Raw genomic sequence first — 19,952 nt, 5'->3', positions numbered from 1 at the left:
ACGTATGGCAGCCCCCGCCATCGACATCCACGGCCTTACCAAGTACTATGGCGACGTTCGCGGTGTCGAAGATCTTACACTCTCTATTCCTCGTGGCGAGTTGTTCGGATTTCTCGGCCCGAACGGCGCGGGCAAGTCCACGACGATTCGCCTCTTGCTCGGCTTTCTCGCGCCAACGGACGGCACGGCGACGATTCTCGGCACCCCGCTCGAAGACAAAGACGCATTTCAGCACACGCGAGCGAACATCGGTCACATCCCGAGCGACCCGCAGTTCTACGACGACGTGACGGGCAAGAAGACGCTCGACTACCTCGCTCGACTTTCGGGCGACGAACGACGAGACGAACTCCTCGAACGGTTCCCGGTTCCATTGGACCGGCACGTCCGGGCCTTCTCGCGAGGGAACAAGCAAAAACTCGCTATCGTCCAAGCGTTCATGCACGACCCCGAATTGGTCATCATGGACGAACCGACGACTGGATTGGACCCGCTCGTCCAACAGGAGTTCTACGAATTTCTCCGCGAGGAGCGTGACCGCGGTGTGTCGGTGTTCTTCTCGACCCACATTCTGAGCGAAGTCAGAGAGGTCTGCGAGCAGGTCGCCATCATCAGAAAGGGGCGTCTGGTCGCCGTCGAAGCCATCGACGACTTGCTCGCCCGAAGTGGGAAGGTAGTCACCGTCCAAACGAGCGACCCAATCACGCTCTCGGATTTCGAATTCGAGGAGACCATCGACGCACGAATCGAACCCGATGGCTCGCTCAGACTCGTCATCTCGGGCAACTACGACCACCTCGTCGATGTCCTCGACGGTTACCACGTCGCCGACCTCGAAGTTCGTGAGACGGCCATCGAAGACGTGTTCATGCACTTCTACGACGACACCGAACTCGAAGCCGACCCACAGCGAACACGCGAACCCAGCGAGGCCCCCGATGCGTGAACTCGACGTGGCGCGATTCGAGTTAGCACAGCGTCGTCGGAGCATCGTCATCGTCAGCGTGCTTCTCGTCGCAACCGTCGGGCTGACCATCGCAGTCTTCCCCTCGTTCGGCCAGTCAGACGTGAACTTCAACGAACTCTTGGAGTCGTATCCGGACGCCTTCCAGTCCGCGTTCGTCGGGAGCGTCACCGACATCACGTCACTCGATGGTTACCTCGTCATCGAGTTGTACCAGTTGGTCTGGTTGCTCATCGTCGGCGGGTACTTCGCGTACTCTGCAGGGTCGCTCATCGCGGGCGAAGTAGACAACCGGTCTGCCGAGTTCGTCCTCGTTCGACCGATTTCGCGGACGCGATTCGTCCTCGGGAAGTTCCTCGCGATGATTCCGACGGTTGCAATCGTGGACCTCATCGTCCTCGCCGCCGTCCTGCTCGGTGCCGCACTCATCGAAGAGGAGTTGCGACTCTATCGCCTCTTGCTCGTCCACCTCGTCGGCGGCCTGTATCTCCTCGCGTGCGTCTCGATTGGCTTGCTCGCGTCGGCGTACTTCCAGCGCGTCCGCAGAGCACAGGGGGCTGCACTCGGTGCCATCTTCGGGACGTTCTTTCTCGACTCGATAACGACGGACACAGATTACGAGTTCCTCGGGTCGCTCTCACTGGCGCGCTACATCGACCCCGGTGACCTCCTCATCCTCGGCGAAATCGATTGGGGTGGCGTGGCCGTCCTCGTGGTGGCGACGTGCGTATTCGTCGTCCTCGCTGCCGAGATGTTCGAGCGTCGAGACCTCTCGTAGGCGTTCTCCTGTTGTCATCTCGCTCACTCATTGTCATCTCGCTTATACGTCTCCTTCGCGTATCCCACACATGCAGCTCTATGCGGCCGTTGACGGCACATTGCTCGTCATCTCCAACCCGCGCGGCGACCCGAGTGTCGCCCAGCAGTTCGATGCAGAACGCATCGAGTGCGTCGCGGCCGACGCACGCCGACCCGGTCGTGCGTTTTGTGGAACGTTCGATTCGGGCCTCTACCGGACGACCGACGCCGGAGAGACGTGGTCCGCTATCGGCGAGCGGATGTTCTTCGAGTCGATTACGAGCCTCGCCATCTCGCCTGCGGACCCCGATACGATATACGTCGGTACCGAGCCTTCCGCAGTCTATCGTTCGACCGACGGCGGCGAGACGTGGCGGGCGCTCACCCCGCTCACGTCGCTTCCGTCGGCCTCGACGTGGGCGTTTCCGCCGCGACCCCAGACACATCACGCACGCTGGATAGAGGTGGACCCTGTCGACCCCGACCACCTCTTCGTCGCGGTCGAGGCGGGTGCGCTCGTCCAGTCGTTCGACGACGGTGAGACGTGGGAAGACCGCGTTTCCACCTCGCGCCGAGACACGCATTCGATGGCGACCCACGCCGATACGCCCGGTCGAATCTGGGCGGCCGCAGGCGACGGCTACGCCGAAAGTGACGACGACGGCGAGACGTGGACGTATCCGACCGAAGGCCTCGAACACGGCTACTGTTGGAGTGTCGTCGTCGATGCCGACGGCCCGGAGTCGATTTTGCTCACCGCCGCGCGGAGTGCCATGCACGCCCACTCACCGCGGTCAGCAGCGTCATACCTGTACCGCCGCCGCGATGGTGGCCCGTGGGTTCGCCTTTCGGGGAACGGACTTCCAACCGGCAAAGGCGTCACGCGGTCAGTCTTGAAGGCCACTGATGTCGGTGGCGAGTGCTTCGCCGCGAACGACCACGGCGTCTATCGGACGACGAACTTCGGTGACACGTGGTCGAAACTGGATATTCCGTGGCGGACACCGCCACACACCGCGGCGGGTTTGGCGCTCGGATAAGCACGGAAGCGAGAAGATTCTTAGCGCGTCGGCACAAGCCCCCGAACATGTATGATTTCGCCGTGGTCGGCGTGGGACCTGCGGGTGCGCGATTCGCCCGCCGTGCCGCCGAATCGGGGTACGACGTCATCGCCTTGGAGAAAGGTGAGGTCGGCACCCCGCTCGCGTGTTCCGGGCACGTGAGTACGGATATCTGGAATTTTGTCCCGGACGACGCCCGCGACCACCTCTTTCAGAATCGCATCTTCGGTGCCGACTTTCACGTCGGTGGGCCGAACTCGACGGCCTATCCCTTCTACAAGAAGACGGAAGTCTCCAACGTCATCGACCGTATCGAACTCGACCGAACGCTTGCCGAGTGCGCCCGCGAGGCCGGGGCCGACGTTCGAGAAGGCCACACTGTCACCGCTATCGAAGAACTCCACGATAGGGTCCGGCTCACCGTGAGCGTCGCGGGCGAGTCGGGAACCGTCTCGTTCGACGCGAAGATGGTCGCCGGATGCGACGGCCCTGCCTCCCGTGTTCGTCGTTCTTTGGACCTGCCCGAACCGACCGAGACGCTCCACGGCGTGCTGGCGTTCGACCCCGAACCCGACCACGGCGATTTCGTCGATGTCCATCTCACCGTCCCTCGATTCTTCGCGTGGCGCATCCCTCGCGGCGACGCAGGCGTCGAATACGGTCTCGCCGCCCCGCCGGGTGCTGAAGTCCGCGAGATGTTCGACGCACTTACCCGGACCTACGACGTGGAGACCGAACACTTCTGTTCGGGCGCGATTCCGATTGGCCCGCCAAAGAAAACGACGACGCGCCGGGGGTTCCTCATCGGCGACGCGGCCGCGCAGACGAAGCCCTTCACCGGCGGCGGAATCTTATATGGGATGACGGCCGCAGATTGCGCTGTAGACACTATCGACCCCGACGACCCCGACTCGCTCGCCGCCTACGAATCAGCGTGGCGTGACGAACTCTCGACCGAGATTCGACTCGGCCACCTCGTGCGCAAGTGTTACTCGTTCCCAGAATGGCTCCAGCACGTCGGCCTCAAATCCCTCTCTGGAGAGATTGGCGTCCACATGGACAAACCGAGTTCGTTCTTCTCGCGCGAACACCTGAAAAAGCTCTTGTAAGCTATTCCGGATACGTCGGAATCCGCGCGGAGCGCGCGTTGCCTTCGACGAACGGGAGCGATTCCCGCGTCGCAGGCACCTCTCGGCCGTCGATTTCGACCGCGAACTCGTCGGCGTCGCTGTCGTACGGGACGAACGCGAACGCAATTGCGGAATCCAAGACTGGACTTTCGACGGCACGGGTGATTTCGCCCACAACGTCGCCGTCTGCGAGTACCTTGTCGCCGCCTTCTGGGAGTTCATCGACTTGCAGACCGACCAGCCGACGCGACGGTTTGCCACGGTTTTCGACCTTCGAGACGACTTCTTGGCCGACGAAACAGCCCTTGTCGAAGTCGAGCGCGTTGCGGAGGCCGAGGACGTTCGGAATCTGGCCGCGCAATTCGGTTTCGAACAGCGGGGTTCCGGCCTCGGCGGTGAGGCTCTCCCACGTCTGATAGCCGACGGGGACTGCGGGGTTGCCGTAGATGAGCAAGGCTTCGAACACGTCTTCGGCGTCCTTCGCGCGGCAGATGATGTCGTAGCCCTCTTCGCCGGTTGGGTTGTCGCTGGCGATGACGGTGACGCCGTACTCGCCGCCGATATTCCCGCGGACGAAGGAGAGTTCGGGTTCGGGCGCACCGGCGTTGGCGAGGACGCTCGCAACTTTCTCGGTCGCGTGCTTGCCGTGGACGCCGAAGACGCCGAACTCGTCGGAGGCGTCCCGGATGCGGACGCGCTGGAGGAACGTCTTGGAGCGCCACTCTTCGACGAGGGGTTCGGCGCGGTCCGGCGGGGTGAAGATGAGCAGTCGCTCGCCCGCGTTGTAGATGTACATCTCCGTCTCGATGCGGCCATCGGGGTCGAGAAGAAGGGCGTAGGTTCCCTGTCCGTCTTCGGTTGGAACCGTGTTCGTGACGATGTTATCGACGTATTCGATGCGGTCGTCACCTTCGACGACGACGACGCCGTAGCCGTGTTCGATGACGCCAACACCGTTTCGGACGGCGCGATGGGTTCGTTCGGGGCGACCGTAGTGGCTGACGACCGTGACGCCACCGCGCGACTCGAACGTCGCGCCGTGGGCCTCGTGGATGTCCGCGACGAGTGTCATGGCTATCGCTTTGGTGGCGACGAATAAAACCCTCCCACTCTCGATTACAGGCCGAGTCGTTTCCGAAGGCGGTCCAACAGCGACGTGTCCTCTTTGACCGCCTCGCCGGGGTCGGGGACGACGCGCTCGTCGGGGTGGATAAGTACGCGCTGTTGTGACTCTTCGACGACGATGAGTTCCTCAGATTTCAGTGCGGCGAGCGCGTCTTCGAGCGTGTCGATATCTGCATCGACCGCTGCTCGCAGTTCGAAGACGGTCATGCCCTCTTCGTGTCTGTCCACGAGTGCGTCGAGGACCGCGACTTCGATATCACGGCGATTCCGAAACTCCCGCCTCGCTTTCATAACCCACATATCGCTTGCCGGTGGTTTACCTGTACCGCCTTTCTGAGCGGAGTATCTGCCCCCTCGTCTGACGCACGTCTGACCGAGAGGGGGTAGCTTTTTGTTCCCGAACCCCGGAAATCTCGCGTAATGGGACTTACGTGCCGTCTTCTTGGGCACTCCTTCGGAGATACCGAGACAGAACGGGAGCGCGAAGAACGCGGCGACGAGGTGGTTGTATCGGTTCGAGAGATACAGGTGTGTTCGCGGTGCGGACACGAACACGTCGTCAGCGAGAACAAAGAGGTCACGGCGATTCGGTCACCCGAAGAAGTCGGGATGACCGACGGCGAGGCCGACACCGTTGCCGCTGGATTCGAACCTGCAGAACCGAAACCGGGCGAATCGAATGATGACGACGCGGTCATCGAAACTGCACCGGACCCGGTGACTGAGGCCGAACAACAGGCCCCGGAACAAGTCGCCGAGACCGACGCCGATGCTGCAGTAGAGGCCGACGAACCAGTCGAAGAAGTCGAAGCCGAGGCCGAGACTGAAACGCTCGACGAACCGCCGGTCACCGACGACGCAATCATCCTCGACGACGACGGAGCGGACGAACGCGACCGGACGCAGTGGCCCGACGACGTCGAGGTCGAAACCGAAGACCCGGCACCGACGCCGACCGATGGTGACGATGCCGAGTTCATCGACGCCGACGCGGAAGCGGGCGAGACCGATACCGGTGAGTCGCGCGACTACGGCGCGTGGCCTGACCCACCGGGAGAAGACGAAGGATTCGACGCCCGACCCGACGACGGTGAACTATCGTCTATCTCGTTCAGTGGCGGTCTGACACCCGAGTCGAACGACGCTGCAAACGCCGAGTCGAACGGCGAGTTCATCGAGGCACCCTCGGGGAGCGACGACGACTTCGTCCGCGCGAGCGAGACGTCGCGCAACACCGACGTACCGGACGACGCCGTCGAATACTACTGCCCGAACTGCGGACACGCACGCGGTGCATCGTCGTCGTCGATGCGCGCCGGAGACATCTGTCCGGAGTGTCGCAAAGGCTACATCGCCGAGCGACAGGCATAGCCACCGACACCACGTCGCAGACGCGACGAGTCACGAAACAGGTAAACCGTCCGCTATCGAAACCCTGGCCATGAAGGAGTACAAAATGCGCCGTGGGGAGACGCTCGAAGAGCGAATTCCGGACCTGAAAGCGACCGTTGAGGACTACTTCGGCCCAATCACGGGAACCGAGGACTTCAAGGGAAGCGACCTGTTCGTCATCGGCGAACCGAAGAACCCCGTGTTCAAGCGCGTCGTCGTCGGTGCAGTCAAGTACAGCGGCAAGAAGGACCGTCTCGCAGTCAACTTCGAAGAGGCGGACCCGACGCAACTCTCGCCCGACGAGCTCGAAGCAGCAGGTGAGGCCGTCAACGCGAAGAACGAATTCTTGCTCGAAGCAACTGGCCGTGATGCGAAGTCGCGCCGTGACTCGATGAAGCGCTCTGTCGAGGACGACGCGCCCGACTACTGAACGTCAGCTATCGATTCATTCCTCCTCGAACCCTTCTCACGAGCGGTGCGGCTATCGTTCTTCGACCAGTTCAGAGATAATTACATGTTGGTGGGGTCACTATCTCTCAGACGAAGCGCCGAGCGACTGTGGTACGAAATATTATTTCGAAATTGAGTAAAATACGTCGATACGGTTAAGTGACAGTCAATCGAACGGGTGCCCAATGGCTATCGAGACCATCTTACTCGCTGTCGGCCCGAGCGACGCCGACCGTATCGACCGACTCGCCGAAGAGGTAATCGACATCGCAGGCCCGACAGGTGCGACTGTCGTTCTCGGCCACGTATTCACGAAAGACGAGTACACCGACGCGCTCGACAATCTCGATTTCGACGTCACCGCCGAGGAAGTCTCCGCGGACGACGTTGCCCGACGCCACGCGACGGTTCGAAAACTCGTCTCGAAACTCGACGCCGAGGACATCAGCTACGACGTCCGAGGCAGTGTGGGCGACCACGGCGAGAAAATCGTCGAACTGGCAACCGACGTCGATGCCGACCAGTTACTCGTCGGCGGGCGCAAGCGCTCTCCGGCGGGGAAGGCAGTCTTCGGTAGTGTCGCCCAAGAAGTGATGCTGTCGTCGCCGTGTCCGGTTACGTTCATCCGCGAAGACACGAAGTGACCGACTGACTACGAACGGGACACAGAGCGCTAACCGAAGAACGCGTTGGTCACCGATAGTGCCGACTGTTGGATATCGAGAGATATCTACATACCTTAGCGAGACAACACATCTCCATGGACTACGAAATCGAGTACCGACCATCGTTCGCACTAGTGACTGTCTCGCTCGAACAGGGCGAATCTGTTCGCTCCGAAGCAGGCGCGATGGTGAGTTATTCCGACGGCATCGAAATCGAGACGGCCGCCCGCGGCGGACTCTTCGGGTCGCTCAAACGCAGCGTCCTCGGCGGCGAATCGTTCTTCCAGAACACGTTCACCGCGACGGTACCCGGCGAAGTCTCGTTCGCGCCACCGCTCCCGGGCGACATCATCGCACACGAACTCGATAGGGAAGTCCTCTACGTCCAATCCGGGTCGTACCTCGCATCCGACGTGGACCTCGAACTCGACACCTCCTTCGGCGGCGCGAAGACGTTCTTCGGGAGCGAAGGCCTGTTTCTCCTGAAACTCGAGGGCGTCGGCGAGGCGTTCTTATCGAGTTACGGGGCGATTCACGAAGTCGAACTCGGTGAGGACGAGAAGTATACGGTCGATACCGGCCACATCGTCGCCTTCGACGGGTCTACAAATTTCAACGTCGAGCGCGTCGGCGGCCTCAAATCGACGCTCTTCAGCGGTGAAGGGCTCGTCTGCACCTTCAGAGGCCCGGGCACGATTTGGCTCCAATCACGGAGTATGGACGCGTTCCTGTCGTGGCTCATCCCACAACTCCCCTCGACCAACGGCACGCAATGAGTGTGGGAATCGCTACCGCGTTGCGAGTAAATTAGCGCGAATCCCTCTCAGTTAAGTGTCGGGCGAATCCCTATGGAGACAATGGCGTACTACGTGGGTGTCGATCTCGGGGCGACAAACGTCCGTGCGGTCGTTGCCGATGGTGAGGGAACGATACTCGGACAAGCCCGCGACCGAACGCCGCGAGGTCCAACCGGCATTGCGGTCACCGAAGCGGTCCTGAACGTCGTTCGTGAGGCATGTGACGAAGCGGACATCGAACCAAAAGAGGCCGTCGCGGCCGGTATCGGTGCGATTGGGCCGCTCGACCTCGCCGAAGGTGCGGTCGAAAATCCGGCGAACCTCCCCGACACCATCGACAGAATCCCACTCACTGGTCCGATTTCTGTACTGCTCGACACCGAAGAGGTCTACCTCCACAACGACACCAACGCGGGCGTTATCGGCGAGCGCTTCCACTCCGACCGCAACCCCGACGACATGGTGTATCTCACCATCTCCTCGGGTATCGGCGCTGGTGTCTGTGTCGATGGCCACGTCCTCTCCGGATGGGATGGCAACGCGGGCGAAGTCGGTCACATGACGCTCGACCCGAACGGATTCATGACGTGTGGCTGTGGTCACGACGGCCACTGGGAAGGCTACTGTTCTGGCAACAACATCCCGAAGTACGCACTCGAACTCTACGAAGAAGACCCAATCGACACTGCTCTTCCGGTCGAAGACCCCGACTTCTCTGCGGTCGACGTGTTCGAACACGCTGGCGACGACGAGTTTGCAAGCTACGTCGTCTCGCAAGTCGCCCACTGGAACGCGATGGGCGTCGCAAACATCGTCCACGCGTTCGCTCCCCTCGTCATCTACGTCGGCGGCGCGGTGGCGCTCAACAACCCCGAACTCGTCCTCGACCCCATCCGCGAACACATGAGTGAGATGGTCATGTCCAACATTCCGCAGATTCAGTTGACGACGCTCGGCGACGAGGTCGTCGTCGAAGGCGCACTCGCCAGTGCGATGACGAACGGAACCGGCGACCGGTCACGCCTGCGGTAACTCCGATTCACGCTGTTTTGGTCACAGAACGCTGTTGAATCACACGTACACTCTCTCGATTGTTCTCAATACCGATACTCTGCCTGGTCTCACTAGTCGATAGGTAGTGCCCGCAAAGTGGCTGTATACCGATTCGTTATCTCGTCTGATATTCGGCGGCGCATGCTTATATGGGAGGTCGAAATACCACTATTCGTGCACCTCGGTGCGGCTTGCTTTGCAGGCCGATAATTCGACGCTCCGTCCCCGTCGATGCGAACGGTGCACGGACGTTCCACCGGAAGCAAGGGGCGGATGCTGGTCGGCTCCCACCACCACCACGCCGACCGCACGACGCCGAAGGGATTCCCACCCACCCACCCATCCCTCTTGGCGTCACCACAGTTCTCGAATGTGACTCTGACAACCGGTAGAGCCGTCCAACTTTTGTTCCCTCCTCGCCGAGTGCCAGTGTGAACCGTCGCCAGTTCCTCCGTGTCGTCGGCGGTACCGCCCTCCTCGGGAGTGTCGGTACAGTCGGCCACTCGGCAGCACATCCGGGCCCGTTCGAACCACTCGGTTCGGTCGATATCGACGGTGCGAAAGAAGCTGTCGTCTCAGCTGATGGCCAGACCGTGTTCGTCGCCGCAACGACTGGCTACGCAGTCGTCGATATCTCTGCCCCCGACCGCCCGGAACTCATCGCAGAACGCCGTGACCTCCTCGCAGACCGCGAAGATGGCCCGTTTCGCGGTATCTACGACGTCAAACTCGATGGTGAGACGTTGGTCGTCGTCGGCCCGGCGAACCCACTTCCCGGGTCTCTGTCCGGCGTTCTCGTGGTCGATGTTTCGGACCCTGCATCTCCCGACGAAATTGGTTTCTACGAGACTGACTTTCCCATCCACAACTGTTTCGCCGAAGACGGACGTGTCTATCTCACCGCGAACAACGGCGAGGACAATCCGCTCGTCGTCCTCGATATCGCCTCGGGCGACGAACTCGGGCGCTGGTCGCTCCTCTCCGAAGACGACCGCTGGGCCGACGTGCGAACCACGATTTGGGCGATTCACGACGTGTGGGTCCAAGACGAAGTTGCGTACGTCGCCCACTGGGACGCCGGAACGTGGATTGTCGATATGTCCAACCCAGCGAACCCCACTACTCTCACCGCACTCGAACCCGGTGACCCCGAGGCACTCGCGTCGGGCACGCGAACCGACCTGATTCGCGCCGGTCGAACGCCCCCCGGCAATCACCACTTCGTCGCGACGAACGACGCGGGAACGCTCCTCGGCATCGGCGTCGAATCGTGGGCCTACGAAGTCGAGACCGAAGACGAGGCGACGGAACTCGTCGCCGGCCCCAGCGGTGTCTCACTCTGGGACATTTCGACACTCGACGACCCGACGAAGCTCTCGACAATCGACCCGCCACAGAGCCCCGACCCGACCTACGGCGGTGTCTGGACCACTGCCCACAACTTCGATTTCCACGACGACCGCCTCTACACGTCCTGGTATCGCGGCGGCGTGAAACGACACGATATCTCCGACTCGTCTGACCCCATCGAACTCGCGTGGTGGCGCGACCCCGACACGGCCAGTTTTTGGACCGCACAGTACGCCTACCCCTTCGCCGACGAGGGCGTCTTCGTCGCGTCCAGTTGGGGTGTGGACGACGACGCGGGCGCACTGTACACCTTCCCCGACCACACCGGCGAGCAACTCGACCCGCCAACGCTCGTTCCCGAGACGACCACCGAGTCGCTCGTCCAGACGGCCACGCCGACTGCGACAGAAGCACCGACCACAACCGCCTCACGGACAGAGACGCCCGGCTTTGGCTTGGGGGTTGGTGTGGCCGGGCTTGGAACCGCGGGCTGGTGGTATCGAACTCGTGGCCGCGGTGACTGACCGAATCTATCACGAACAACCGTCACACGCTTTCTCTCGCCCGATACTGAGTCAGAAGAACCGCACCATTCTCATACGTGGACCTCTAAGCACCGTAGTATGAGTGACGAGTCGGAGACGCTCAAAGAACGTGTCGAGCGCTGGATGGTCGGGCAGATGCCCATCATCCAGATGCACGGGGGCAACAGCGTCGTCCGAAAGGCCGACCCTGAATCCGGAGAAGTCGTCGTCGAACTCGGCGGGGCCTGTGCTGGGTGCGGAATTAGCAACATCACCGCACAGAACATCCAATCTGACCTCATTATGAAGTTCGACGAAATCGAAGACGTCCAAGTGAAAGTCCCGAGTTCGGGCGACCACGGCAGCAGCACGGTCGAAGGCGGTCGCGGCGGGGAGTTGCAGTTTGGGAGCGAAAGTCCCGACCACTTCTGACCCACTTTTTTACGGTTCGGGGTCGCCTCGGGCGACCCGCTCACCGCAAAAACCTGGAGGAAAAAAGGCGGCTACTCCCTTCGGTCGTAGCCGAAGAATAATCTGGATTCGAAGGCTTGCGGGTTTCTACTTCGACAGCGCGCTTTCCAAACTCGACGCCACCGACCGGGCTTTCTCGGCTAACCCCTCCGAGATGTGGCCTGCTTCGACTGCTTCGTCGAGTTCGTCGTCATCGACGCGCTCTACCGTTCCGTCGGCGTGTTTGATGACATCGACGTGCAGGTCGATGTAGCGAATCTGGTTCGGGAAGCACTCGACGGGCGTACAGATGTTGACGTAGGTGCCTTTGACCGTCCCTTCGGAATCGCGGTAGACCGTCGGATACCACCAGCGACCTTCGCGGAACTTGGTCGTCGCCGTGTCGCCCGATTCGCGCGGGACTTCCAGTGCGTCGTAGGTGCCGCCACCGGACATCTGTCTTCGCAGTTCGATGGTGCCCGCAGGGTCGCGCTTTGTCACCTCGCCCGACCCGAGGACGATGAGTCGGCCATCTGGTTTCCCGTGGCCGATAGAGACTCTATCACCTTCGAGTGGCCCGAATTGGGCGGTTACGACATCGAAGGGGAACTCGCCGTTTTCGCTTCCGAACTCACCACAGAGTGCTTCGGCAAGGTCAACACCCGAGGATGCCGCTTTCGACCCGGCTTTCGTTCGGTGGTGGCCGGGCATCGTCGTCGCCACCTCTCTCCTATACCCATCGAGTTCGAAGCGCGTCTCGCGGCCAAACCAGACCCACGCCGTCTGGGTTGGTGCGGCCAGTTCTCGGGGCGCTTCGATTGGTTCGTCCAGTGCTGAATCCAGCGTCGCGGCGATGTCGGCGGCCCGGTCGAGTGCGTCGTTGAGCGCGCCCATGTCGGCATCGACGGCGTCGCGTTGCCAGCGAATTCCCCAGCCTTCGGGTGGGTCGCCGCCGAGTAGGTCGGTCATGCCTGCGAGTTCGCGCGCGGCGGCCTCGTCGCGGGTATCGACGCGAACGCCTTCTGTGCCCGGAACGAGGGTTGCGAGCCCGGCCAGTGCGTGAATCTCGCCAGTCAGTTCGGCGCGGTGGTCCGCCCACGGCGGCGACGACTCGGCGACCTGCACGCGAACCTCGTCGCCGGTTTCGACGCGACCATCGTACTCGTCGTAGGGGAGGTACCCTGTCGTCTCGCCGAGGTCGCAGACTGCGCCGCCGCCCAAGGTTTCGGTCACGCGGGCGTCGAACACTGCGCCAGTTGGCGCGGGGTCGTCCCACGCGAACGCGTCGATAGCGAGGTTCTGGAGGATGGTCGTCGCAGTGGAGACGTCGCGTGCGGTCCCTTCGAGGCCGACGCCCTGTCGCTTGTTGGTCGTCTCGATGGCGACGTCGTGGTCGGCACTCTCGAACTCGGTGTCGAATCGGTCACGAATCGGCCCGGAGGCCTGAACCACGTCGTGGTCGGCATCGAGAAACATCTGCGTCAACGCCGTCGAGTAGATGCCGCGGACGCGGACCTTCATAGGTCGTCTGCGTCGCGGGCGAACCGGACACGCGAATCGACGGTCGGCCCGAGCGTGAGTTCGACAACGTCAGCAGAGAGGACGCGCCCGCTCTCGATGGGCACGCCCCACGAGTCGAATTTGAGGTAGCCGCGAAGCGACGCGCCGTGAGTGTAGAGGTCCACGTGGTCGATTTCGTGTTCGGCGATGTCGCTCGCGCTGTGGGCCATCTCCATATCCGAATAGTAGGTCCCGCCATCGGCGAAGAACGCCGCGAGTTCGTCCGCATCTTCCTGCACTGCTTCTTTCACCAATTCGGCGGCCTCACGGAGTTCCTCGGTGTCGAGTCCCACCGCGCGGAGCGCCGCCTGTTCACGGGGGTCGAAATGCATATCCCCGTGTTTGTCTCGGGGGGTTTAACTTCGGTTGGTCGTCGGCGACAGTGCCGCCTGCCAAAGGTATTACCGACTTCAGGCCGAGATATTGAACGATGGACGAACGACGAGACCCAGTCGAACGTGCCGCCAGCGGGTCGATGGACCTCTACGACATCGCAACGTGGGAGGAGCGGACGTCAGTAGACGGGTTGGCAGTCGCACTGTATCGGCTCTTGGTCGCGTCGACGAGGGCAATCGTCATCGGACTCGCGCTGGTTATCCTCATCGGTATCGGCGGGCTTTCGGCTATCACCGACCCGCAAATCGGGGCACTGACGTTGCTCTCGGCGCTCCCCGCACTCGGCCTTGCGGCCTACGTCTACACGACCGACGTAACGGAGAACGAACCGCTGTCGCTGATGGTCGTGACGTTCCTTCTTGGTGTCCTCACCGCGACGTTCGCGGCGATTGCCAACTCGTTGCTGAGCAACGCTGGCCAAGTCATCGCTGGCGAACTCAACCTCGCACTCGGCTTTGCTGGTTCTGTCATCTTCTTCTACCTCGTGGTCGGCCCCGTCGAGGAGTCGGTGAAACTGCTTGCAGTCAGGCTGTACGCGTATTCAAACGAGAAGTTCGACGCTGTCGTCGATGGGGCAGTATACGGCGCGATGGCCGGACTCGGCTTTGCGACCATCGAAAACGCACTCTACATCACGCGCAACCTCGCCGAATCGGGGCTCGACCTCGGCGTGGCGAGCGCACCGGCTATCATCGGTGCTGGTGGAACGATTACCGCTGTTCGCGCGCTCGCCGGACCGGGACACGTCATCTACTCCGCTATCGCTGGCTACTACCTCGGCCTCGCGAAGTTCAACAAGGAGAACGCTGGCCCAATTATCATCAAAGGATTGATTCTTGCCTCGTTGGTCCACGCGACGTACAACTCGACGGTCGGTATCGGGTCGGGTATCATCGCGTCGGTGACTGGAATCGGTGGCGTCGCCGCGTTCCTTATCTACGTCATCATCTACGACGGCATCTTCGGGCTCTATCTCATCAGAAAGATTCAGCGGTACAGCAACGCCTACCACGACGCTCACGACAAAGGCCCGAGCGCGGCGGCGTTCGGACCAGAACAGACCGAATTCGAGGACTAGACCGAGTTCGAAGACTAATCAGTCGCGTAGGGCGTCTGCGTAGCCTTCGAGCATCGATTCGACGTACTTTGCGACCACGTCCACTTCGACGTGAATTGGGTCGCCGACCGACTTCTCCGAGAGTGTCGTCAGGTCGTAGGTCGTCGGGATAATCGCCACTGCGAAGTCGTCGTCGCGGCGGTCTGCGACGGTGAGACTGATACCATCGAGACAGACAGACCCTTTCTGGACGACGTATTTCCCGATGGATTCGGGCAAGTCGAACTCGAAGAACCAGTCGTCGCCCACTTGCTCGATCGCCGTTATCGTCGTCGTGCCATCGACGTGGCCTTGGACGATGTGGCCGTCGAAGCGCGCGCTCGCCGCGAGCGCCCGTTCGAGGTTCACGATGTCGCCTTCTTCGACGACTCCGAGATACGTTTTCTCGACGGTTTCAGCGGCGAGAAACACGTCGAACCAGTCGTTGCCGAACTCTTCGACGGTGAGACAGACGCCGGAGACAGAGATGGACTGTCCGTGGTGTAAATCGTCGAATGCAACGTCAGAACGGATGCGGAGTCGGCGACCACCTTCGGTGTCGGTCACACCGGTGATTTCGCCAGTCCCCTCCACGATTCCAGTGAACATACTCGCGGGTTTGGGCGGCGTCGGTTAATGGCTATCGTTTCTGTTCACCATCACGTTTTCGTGATGTTCCAGTTCGACCATAGCGTTTTGTCGTCGTCGCCCACAGAGTGTGTATGGACGTTCTCGCTCGGCTTCGAAGCAGTTTCGTCACTGGGCTGATTCTCGTCACCCCACTCGCGGTGACGCTGTTCGTCTTGCAGTTCGCCTTTAGTCGCATCACTGCGGCGCTTCGTCCCCTCGTCCGGCAGGTGACACCGTTTCTCGCCAGCGCGCTCAACTACTCGGGAGATATCGTCTTCATCTCGCAAGTGCTGTCGGCGCTCATCATCGCCGCGACGGTTACGATACTCGGCTATCTCACATCGATTTCGCTCGGCCAACGACTCTTCGGGAGTTTCGAACGCGGTGTCAAACTGGTCCCGCTCGTTCGCACCATCTACTTCGGCGTTCGACAGGTCTCCGAATCGTTGACCGAACCCACCGCTGGCTACGAACGCGTCGTTCTCGTCGAATTTCCACGAAAAGGTGTCTACTCGATTGGGTTCGTGACGAACGACGCACCGAACGCTATCGGCAATGCGGTCGGCGAAGATCTCTTTACCGTGTTCATCCCCCACAGCCCGAACCCGACTGCGGGGTCGCTCATCATCGTCTCGCCCGACGAGGTTCGAGAACTCGATATGCCGGTTCGTCGCGGCCTTCGCCTGCTCGTCACGACCGGTCTCAGCGTCGAGGACCCCGACACACTCCCGTCCGGGCCTGCTGGCTACTCGCCGCAAAACGGTCACGAGTATCACACCGAGGGGTCCCGTGCGGAGTAGCCACGGACGACACCGTCCCTAACGTCCATCTCGTCGTCTCCACCCGCGATGTTTTTACTGCCCGGTGAGCTACCGGCGAGCAATGCGACTCGGAATCTTAGAGATGATTGGTCTCGGGGCAACGCTCATCTTCGCTATCCCAGTCGGTATTTTCGGGTTGACGCTGCTCGCCGACGGTCGGATGACACTCGGCGGTGGCATGGTCGCTCTCGCCATTCTCATGGTTGCACTGCCGAAGTTCCTCACGATGCCGCAAGACATCCCGGCGATGGCCGTCGAGAAAGTCGTCGGCTCGGCCACGAAAGACCCAGACGAAGAAGAGTAGCAAGCGTAGCGGAGAACTGAAACAGCGAGACGAGTCGCTCAGGCCCACCCAGACGGGTCGAGGACGGTTGGTGTGTCTCCAAGGATGCGCGGTTCGTCCTCGCCAACTGTGATTACGTCGGTGAGTTCGACGCGCCCGTGGTCGGAGTTCGAGACGGCCGCGCGGATTCGAAGGACGTTGTTCTCGACTAATTCTACGTCTCCATCGAGCTTCGGGGCTTCGCGTAACGAGAGACCGATGCCGCCGCCAACGTCACGTGTCACTTCGTCGGCCATCGAGAAGCCGAACGCGGCCGTCTCGGCGCGGATTTCACTGCCGACGAAGCCTGCATCAGCGCCCGGTTTCGCTTCGATGAGTGCGACCTTACGGGCGGCGTCGCAAGCGACGTGGGCTCGGCGCTCCCACCCACCGTCGCTGTCGATGACGAAGGTCCGCGCGAGCGCGCCGAAGTAGCCGTTCGACCCGCGTGGGCGAACCGAGACGACGATGGGTTCGCTGGGTGCGAGTTCGACTGCGCTCGTGTCGTCTTCTGTTCCTGCCGAAACCGTCGTGTTCCCAGCGGAATCGACACCTTCGGCGGCGAGAATCGCGTTCACCTGCCTTCGTAGGCGTTCTGTCGAGAGCGGCGCATCGTCCCAGACGAGCGCGTCGTCTTCGATGGTTGTGGCCCCGAGAATCGTGGCCGCGCGAGTGAGTGCGCGACGTGCCGCTCGCTGGACTGCTTCGATGGCGTCGATTTCTGTCTCTTCTTTCGTCGCTCTCGCGTCTGTGAGCGCCGTTGTCGATTCGAGTTCGTAGCCTGCGCCTTCGAGATGGAGTGCCGCGTCGTGTGGGAGATAGCGTGGCACGAGGACGGTGTTGCTCTCTCTCGTCCTTTCGGCGTCGAGGACAGCACTCGCGGCTTTTCCTGCCGGTCGGTCGTCGGTTCGGACAGACACATCCGGCATATTCGGGTGTTCGACACCGGACGGGACGCGGACGTGCGTCTCGTCAGCGACGCGAACGACTGCGACTTCGGCGTCGAACTCGTGGCCGGTCAGGAATCGGACATCCGCGTCGTCGCCGCGACAGACGTGGACGAATCCAACCGCATCACGGTCGGCGAGTGCGGAATCGACTGCCTCAGCGCCGCGCGAGTCGAACACGTCTGCTTACGCCTCGGGCTGGGGTGCGGACTCTTCTTGGACTTCTTCGACGAGGTCCTGTACGTCTCCCTCGCGGATTTCGTTGTGAAGGAGGACGCTAACCGGCAGGGTTGGCGCGCCGCTCACGAGGTCTTCGAGGATGATGAGGCGCTCGCGGGCACGCGACATGCCGACGTAGAAGACACGGCGCTCGTTGTCCGTGATGAGCGGCACGGGGTCGGTCGCCGAGGTGAACTCTTCGATACCGTGGGCTTCGAGTTCCTCTTCGGAGACGGAGGCAGCCATCTGCTCGACCACCTTCTCGGTCAGGTCGGTCGCCATGAATACGTGGTCTGCCTCACGACCCTTGGCGGAGTGAATCGTCCCGACGCGGACGCGACTCGGGTCCATGCCCTGGTACTTGCCGCTGAAGTAGGCATCGACGGACTTGCGCTGGAAACTCGTGACCTTGCGAACCATGTCGCTGGCCGACTGGCCGTCGGGAACGAAGGGAGCGATGTCTTTCACTTCGTCCACGGTGAACTCGAGTTCCGTGATGTCGTCGACGTCTTCCGACTCTTTTCGCTCGTCGATGAGGTCGAAGAGTTCGTCGCGCTCGTTGGTGCCGAACGCCGAGGATTTCAGCATGTCGGCGAGACGGCGGGCTTCGAGACCATCGACCGGTTCGCCCTCCGCGATTGACTCAATTGCGCGGACGTACTGCGTGAGTCGGTCGGTCCACATGCGCTGGTCGGTCAGCGTCGAGAACGGAATTCCAAGCGGGAGGAATTCATCGATGAACTGGAACATCTGATAGCGCGCACGGAACAGGAGCATAATCGTCCCCTCGTCCTGTTCGACCGTGTAGCGGACGTTGCGCGCGAGTTCGAGCATCGACGGACTCGGAATCGCTTCGACTGCCCCGCCTTCTTTTCGGGGCTTGAGGTCCTTCTCTTGGCGTTTGTCGATGTGGCGAATCTCTCGATTGACGACGTTGAGGACGTTCGATGGCAGACGGTACGAATTGGGAAGCACCTCATCTTCGTCGCGCTGGGCGTCGAGCAGCAGGTTCGGGTCGGCACCCTGCCACGCGTAGACGACCTGGTCGTCGTCGCCAGCGATGAGGACGCCCTTCATGTGAGGTTTCCACTCTTCGTACACGTCGTACTGGAGGGTCGTAATGTCCTGGAACTCGTCGATGATGAGGTAATCGACGTTGGGGACGAGTGCGCGCTGTTTGACGCGTTCGAGCATGTCTGCGAATCCGACGAGACCGTGTTCGCCCTTGTAGGCGCGCCACGCACGGATGGCTTCGGGGATGTCCACGCGGTCGTCGCTGGAGGGCCACGTCGGCGTGTACTTGTTGCCTTCTTGGGCGTTCGGGTCGATTTCTGGGGGGAGACGGACTTCTTCGACGTTCCACTGGAACGGCACGTCGTACCAGTCGGCAACGTCGCGGCGGGTGCGCTGAAGCCACTGACTCGTCGCGATGACTTTGTTCCCAATCGTCGTCGAGCGCGAGGTTCGGCGGCCACCGCCGTACTCGTCTTGATATTCGATGCCGTAGTCCTCACAGAACTCTTGTTTGTTCTTCTCGCCGACGACGTCGTTTCGCGAGAGCCCGAGCAGTTCGTAGGCCTTCGCGTGCATCGTCGAGACGTTGCCCTTCAGCGAACGCGGGTTCACGTCGAGTCGCTCAGAGAGGCGGTCGCGAACCTCTGCTGCTGCGGCGCGCGTGTACGAGACGACGAGAATGTCGCGGACGGACACGTCGTCTTGGTCTAAAATCGTCTCGACCTTGTCGAGCAAGGCCGTAGTTTTCCCGCTCCCCGGTCCCCCGAACAGTCGGGTTACGGTCGGGTCGGATTCGCTCATTGTCCACGTTCAGGGTCTAACGTGTGATAAACGACGTGCTTCTCTCGGCGTAGTGTACTGTGTCTGATTGTTGCAGTTCTGCGTTGTTCGGTGATGCCACTCATCGGGGTGAAAAAAATCGACCCACGAAGGGGTCAAAAGTGGTACTTAGGTGGTCAATCCGGAGTTCAGACCTCGGGCAGCCAGCCACAGACGGAACATGTTGACGCCCCTTGACTGTGTAGTGCCCCACACTCGGGACACTGGAGTTTGTTATAAGATCGGTCCCAGCGTGCCGGTTCTGTCTCGTGACCGCGGTCGGCCAAGAACTGGTCGAACATATCGTCACTGGGTGCTGAGGCCATACATGCCATGATAAGACATACCACTATTTAATTCCTACGGCAT

22 protein-coding genes are annotated in these 19,952 nt (G+C 61.4%); 14 read left to right on the top strand and 8 right to left on the bottom strand.

Features of this window, described 5'->3' with window-relative positions:
* Positions 1–4 precede the first annotated feature (4 nt).
* The 4 genes from ACK509_RS06995 to ACK509_RS06980 all read left to right on the top strand — a co-directional run bounded on the left by ACK509_RS06995 (position 5) and on the right by ACK509_RS06980 (position 3,932).
* Positions 5–946: an ABC transporter ATP-binding protein gene (locus tag ACK509_RS06995; RefSeq protein ID WP_410765763.1), complete on the top strand. Its 942-nt coding sequence runs from the start codon at positions 5–7 to the stop codon at positions 944–946.
* A complete protein-coding gene (locus ACK509_RS06990) occupies positions 939–1,742 on the top strand; it encodes an ABC transporter permease subunit (protein WP_410765762.1) in 804 nt (267 codons plus the stop codon). The genes ACK509_RS06995 and ACK509_RS06990 overlap by 8 nt, the downstream gene beginning before the upstream one ends.
* A 70-nt stretch (positions 1,743–1,812) precedes the next feature.
* Positions 1,813–2,802, top strand: coding sequence for a WD40/YVTN/BNR-like repeat-containing protein (locus ACK509_RS06985; protein WP_410765761.1), 990 nt, complete (start codon positions 1,813–1,815; stop codon positions 2,800–2,802).
* A gap of 47 nt (positions 2,803–2,849) precedes the next feature.
* Positions 2,850–3,932 carry a geranylgeranyl reductase family protein gene (locus tag ACK509_RS06980; RefSeq protein WP_410765760.1) on the top strand — a complete coding sequence of 361 codons (1,083 nt, stop codon included), beginning with the start codon at positions 2,850–2,852 and terminating at the stop codon, positions 3,930–3,932.
* A 1-nt stretch (position 3,933) separates the two neighbouring features.
* Here ACK509_RS06980 and ACK509_RS06975 read toward each other — a convergent pair whose 3' ends face one another.
* Positions 3,934–5,025, bottom strand: coding sequence for an aminomethyltransferase family protein (locus ACK509_RS06975; RefSeq protein WP_410765759.1), 1,092 nt, complete (start codon positions 5,023–5,025; stop codon positions 3,934–3,936).
* 44 nt (positions 5,026–5,069) lie between these two features.
* Positions 5,070–5,369 (bottom strand): DUF6432 family protein, encoded by a 300-nt coding sequence (locus ACK509_RS06970; RefSeq protein WP_410765758.1) that lies wholly within the window; start codon positions 5,367–5,369, stop codon positions 5,070–5,072.
* Positions 5,370–5,498: 129 nt separating this feature from the next.
* Between ACK509_RS06970 and ACK509_RS06965 the strand changes: the two genes are divergently transcribed.
* The 7 genes from ACK509_RS06965 (at position 5,499) to ACK509_RS06935 (ending at position 11,741) form a co-directional block, all read left to right on the top strand.
* Positions 5,499–6,449 (top strand): hypothetical protein, encoded by a 951-nt coding sequence (locus ACK509_RS06965; RefSeq protein ID WP_410765757.1) that lies wholly within the window; start codon positions 5,499–5,501, stop codon positions 6,447–6,449.
* A 70-nt stretch (positions 6,450–6,519) separates the two neighbouring features.
* Positions 6,520–6,900: a DUF5611 family protein gene (locus ACK509_RS06960; RefSeq protein ID WP_410765756.1), complete on the top strand. Its 381-nt coding sequence runs from the start codon at positions 6,520–6,522 to the stop codon at positions 6,898–6,900.
* A gap of 205 nt (positions 6,901–7,105) precedes the next feature.
* Complete coding sequence (locus ACK509_RS06955) at positions 7,106–7,564, top strand: universal stress protein (RefSeq protein WP_410765755.1); 459 nt, start codon at positions 7,106–7,108, stop codon at positions 7,562–7,564.
* A 116-nt stretch (positions 7,565–7,680) separates the two neighbouring features.
* Positions 7,681–8,361, top strand: coding sequence for a TIGR00266 family protein (locus tag ACK509_RS06950; RefSeq protein ID WP_410765754.1), 681 nt, complete (start codon positions 7,681–7,683; stop codon positions 8,359–8,361).
* Between the two features lie 81 nt (positions 8,362–8,442).
* Complete coding sequence (locus tag ACK509_RS06945; protein ID WP_410765753.1) at positions 8,443–9,414, top strand: ROK family protein; 972 nt, start codon at positions 8,443–8,445, stop codon at positions 9,412–9,414.
* Between the two features lie 452 nt (positions 9,415–9,866).
* Complete coding sequence (locus ACK509_RS06940) at positions 9,867–11,309, top strand: LVIVD repeat-containing protein (protein WP_410765752.1); 1,443 nt, start codon at positions 9,867–9,869, stop codon at positions 11,307–11,309.
* A 99-nt stretch (positions 11,310–11,408) separates the two neighbouring features.
* A complete protein-coding gene (locus tag ACK509_RS06935) occupies positions 11,409–11,741 on the top strand; it encodes a NifU family protein (protein ID WP_390224574.1) in 333 nt (110 codons plus the stop codon).
* Between the two features lie 126 nt (positions 11,742–11,867).
* Here ACK509_RS06935 and ACK509_RS06930 read toward each other — a convergent pair whose 3' ends face one another.
* Positions 11,868–13,280 carry a DUF402 domain-containing protein gene (locus tag ACK509_RS06930; RefSeq protein ID WP_410765751.1) on the bottom strand — a complete coding sequence of 471 codons (1,413 nt, stop codon included), beginning with the start codon at positions 13,278–13,280 and terminating at the stop codon, positions 11,868–11,870.
* Positions 13,277–13,651 carry a hypothetical protein gene (locus tag ACK509_RS06925; protein ID WP_410765750.1) on the bottom strand — a complete coding sequence of 125 codons (375 nt, stop codon included), beginning with the start codon at positions 13,649–13,651 and terminating at the stop codon, positions 13,277–13,279. The genes ACK509_RS06930 and ACK509_RS06925 overlap by 4 nt, the downstream gene beginning before the upstream one ends.
* 98 nt (positions 13,652–13,749) lie before the next feature.
* Here ACK509_RS06925 and ACK509_RS06920 point away from each other — a divergent pair, with 98 nt between their 5' ends.
* The gene (locus ACK509_RS06920; protein WP_410765749.1) at positions 13,750–14,793 is read left to right on the top strand and encodes a PrsW family intramembrane metalloprotease; all 1,044 of its coding nucleotides are present in this window, start codon (positions 13,750–13,752) and stop codon (positions 14,791–14,793) included.
* Between the two features lie 18 nt (positions 14,794–14,811).
* On the opposite strand, the gene ACK509_RS06915 is transcribed toward ACK509_RS06920, so the two are convergent.
* The gene (locus ACK509_RS06915) at positions 14,812–15,420 is read right to left on the bottom strand and encodes a riboflavin synthase (protein ID WP_410765748.1); all 609 of its coding nucleotides are present in this window, start codon (positions 15,418–15,420) and stop codon (positions 14,812–14,814) included.
* Between the two features lie 113 nt (positions 15,421–15,533).
* Here ACK509_RS06915 and ACK509_RS06910 point away from each other — a divergent pair, with 113 nt between their 5' ends.
* Both ACK509_RS06910 and ACK509_RS06905 read left to right on the top strand, forming a co-directional pair.
* Entirely contained in the window at positions 15,534–16,241 is a 708-nt protein-coding gene (locus tag ACK509_RS06910) for a DUF502 domain-containing protein (RefSeq protein ID WP_410765747.1), read from the top strand.
* An 82-nt stretch (positions 16,242–16,323) separates the two neighbouring features.
* Entirely contained in the window at positions 16,324–16,566 is a 243-nt protein-coding gene (locus tag ACK509_RS06905; protein ID WP_410765746.1) for a hypothetical protein, read from the top strand.
* Between the two features lie 38 nt (positions 16,567–16,604).
* Here the strand turns inward: ACK509_RS06905 and ACK509_RS06900 are convergent, their stop codons facing one another.
* The 3 genes from ACK509_RS06900 to ACK509_RS06890 form a co-directional block, all read right to left on the bottom strand.
* Positions 16,605–17,711: a M24 family metallopeptidase gene (locus tag ACK509_RS06900; RefSeq protein ID WP_410765745.1), complete on the bottom strand. Its 1,107-nt coding sequence runs from the start codon at positions 17,709–17,711 to the stop codon at positions 16,605–16,607.
* A gap of 6 nt (positions 17,712–17,717) precedes the next feature.
* Positions 17,718–19,565: a UvrD-helicase domain-containing protein gene (locus ACK509_RS06895; RefSeq protein ID WP_410765744.1), complete on the bottom strand. Its 1,848-nt coding sequence runs from the start codon at positions 19,563–19,565 to the stop codon at positions 17,718–17,720.
* Between the two features lie 167 nt (positions 19,566–19,732).
* Positions 19,733–19,909: an HVO_0416 family zinc finger protein gene (locus ACK509_RS06890; protein ID WP_410765743.1), complete on the bottom strand. Its 177-nt coding sequence runs from the start codon at positions 19,907–19,909 to the stop codon at positions 19,733–19,735.
* Positions 19,910–19,952: the final 43 nt, after the last annotated feature.

The sequence above is a fragment of the Haloferax sp. DFSO60 genome, from assembly GCF_046557615.1.
Classification (GTDB): Archaea; Halobacteriota; Halobacteria; order Halobacteriales; family Haloferacaceae; genus Haloferax.
The sequence above is the reverse complement of the archived record's forward strand: the minus strand, read 5'-3'. Positions and strand labels throughout refer to the sequence as shown.

Excerpts from the sequence above, each read along its gene's own strand:
- ACK509_RS06980 (WP_410765760.1), top strand. The coding sequence starts at position 2,850 with ATGTATGATTTCGCCGTGGTCGGCGTGGGACCTGCGGGTGCGCGATTC.
- ACK509_RS06985 (WP_410765761.1), top strand. The coding sequence starts at position 1,813 with ATGCAGCTCTATGCGGCCGTTGACGGCACATTGCTCGTCATCTCCAAC.
- ACK509_RS06915 (WP_410765748.1), bottom strand. The coding sequence starts at position 15,420 with ATGTTCACTGGAATCGTGGAGGGGACTGGCGAAATCACCGGTGTGACC.
- ACK509_RS06905 (WP_410765746.1), top strand. The coding sequence starts at position 16,324 with ATGCGACTCGGAATCTTAGAGATGATTGGTCTCGGGGCAACGCTCATC.
- ACK509_RS06990 (WP_410765762.1), top strand. The coding sequence starts at position 939 with ATGCGTGAACTCGACGTGGCGCGATTCGAGTTAGCACAGCGTCGTCGG.
- ACK509_RS06950 (WP_410765754.1), top strand. The coding sequence starts at position 7,681 with ATGGACTACGAAATCGAGTACCGACCATCGTTCGCACTAGTGACTGTC.
- ACK509_RS06895 (WP_410765744.1), bottom strand. The coding sequence starts at position 19,565 with ATGAGCGAATCCGACCCGACCGTAACCCGACTGTTCGGGGGACCGGGG.
- ACK509_RS06935 (WP_390224574.1), top strand. The coding sequence starts at position 11,409 with ATGAGTGACGAGTCGGAGACGCTCAAAGAACGTGTCGAGCGCTGGATG.
- ACK509_RS06995 (WP_410765763.1), top strand. The coding sequence starts at position 5 with ATGGCAGCCCCCGCCATCGACATCCACGGCCTTACCAAGTACTATGGC.
- ACK509_RS06960 (WP_410765756.1), top strand. The coding sequence starts at position 6,520 with ATGAAGGAGTACAAAATGCGCCGTGGGGAGACGCTCGAAGAGCGAATT.
- ACK509_RS06975 (WP_410765759.1), bottom strand. The coding sequence starts at position 5,025 with ATGACACTCGTCGCGGACATCCACGAGGCCCACGGCGCGACGTTCGAG.
- ACK509_RS06910 (WP_410765747.1), top strand. The coding sequence starts at position 15,534 with ATGGACGTTCTCGCTCGGCTTCGAAGCAGTTTCGTCACTGGGCTGATT.
- ACK509_RS06920 (WP_410765749.1), top strand. The coding sequence starts at position 13,750 with ATGGACGAACGACGAGACCCAGTCGAACGTGCCGCCAGCGGGTCGATG.
- ACK509_RS06890 (WP_410765743.1), bottom strand. The coding sequence starts at position 19,909 with ATGGCCTCAGCACCCAGTGACGATATGTTCGACCAGTTCTTGGCCGAC.
- ACK509_RS06925 (WP_410765750.1), bottom strand. The coding sequence starts at position 13,651 with ATGCATTTCGACCCCCGTGAACAGGCGGCGCTCCGCGCGGTGGGACTC.
- ACK509_RS06955 (WP_410765755.1), top strand. The coding sequence starts at position 7,106 with ATGGCTATCGAGACCATCTTACTCGCTGTCGGCCCGAGCGACGCCGAC.
- ACK509_RS06970 (WP_410765758.1), bottom strand. The coding sequence starts at position 5,369 with ATGAAAGCGAGGCGGGAGTTTCGGAATCGCCGTGATATCGAAGTCGCG.
- ACK509_RS06945 (WP_410765753.1), top strand. The coding sequence starts at position 8,443 with ATGGCGTACTACGTGGGTGTCGATCTCGGGGCGACAAACGTCCGTGCG.
- ACK509_RS06930 (WP_410765751.1), bottom strand. The coding sequence starts at position 13,280 with ATGAAGGTCCGCGTCCGCGGCATCTACTCGACGGCGTTGACGCAGATG.
- ACK509_RS06965 (WP_410765757.1), top strand. The coding sequence starts at position 5,499 with ATGGGACTTACGTGCCGTCTTCTTGGGCACTCCTTCGGAGATACCGAG.